Origin of the sequence: Pseudomonas agronomica (assembly GCF_025917275.1) — a bacterium.
Lineage (GTDB): Bacteria > Pseudomonadota > Gammaproteobacteria > Pseudomonadales > Pseudomonadaceae > Aquipseudomonas > Aquipseudomonas agronomica.
The window spans coordinates 1-261 of the sequence record NZ_JAOSHO010001142.1; the positions used below are offsets into that span (position 1 = coordinate 1).

The window sequence follows — 261 nt, forward strand, 5'->3', positions numbered from 1 at the left end:
GTACATGATTTCGACGTGCTGCGCTCGGTGTCGCTGATCGAAGAAGACAATGGTCGCCGCGTGCGCATGGGCAACCTGGCGTTCCTCGGTTCCCACAGCGTCAACGGGGTGTCCGGGCTGCACACGCAACTGATGCGCAGCACGGTGTTCTCCGAGCTGCACAAGCTCTATCCGGAGCGAATCAATAACAAGACCAACGGCATCACGTTCCGCCGCTGGTTGTTCCAGGCCAACGCCGAATTGACCTCGATGATGGTCGAT

1 protein-coding gene is annotated in these 261 nt (G+C 59.0%); it reads left to right on the forward strand.

Going from position 1 to position 261, the window contains the following annotated elements; translation table 11 throughout:
• On the forward strand, positions 1 to 261 hold a 261-nt coding region (locus tag OC610_RS29290; protein ID WP_264433354.1), incomplete at both ends, for a glycogen/starch/alpha-glucan phosphorylase.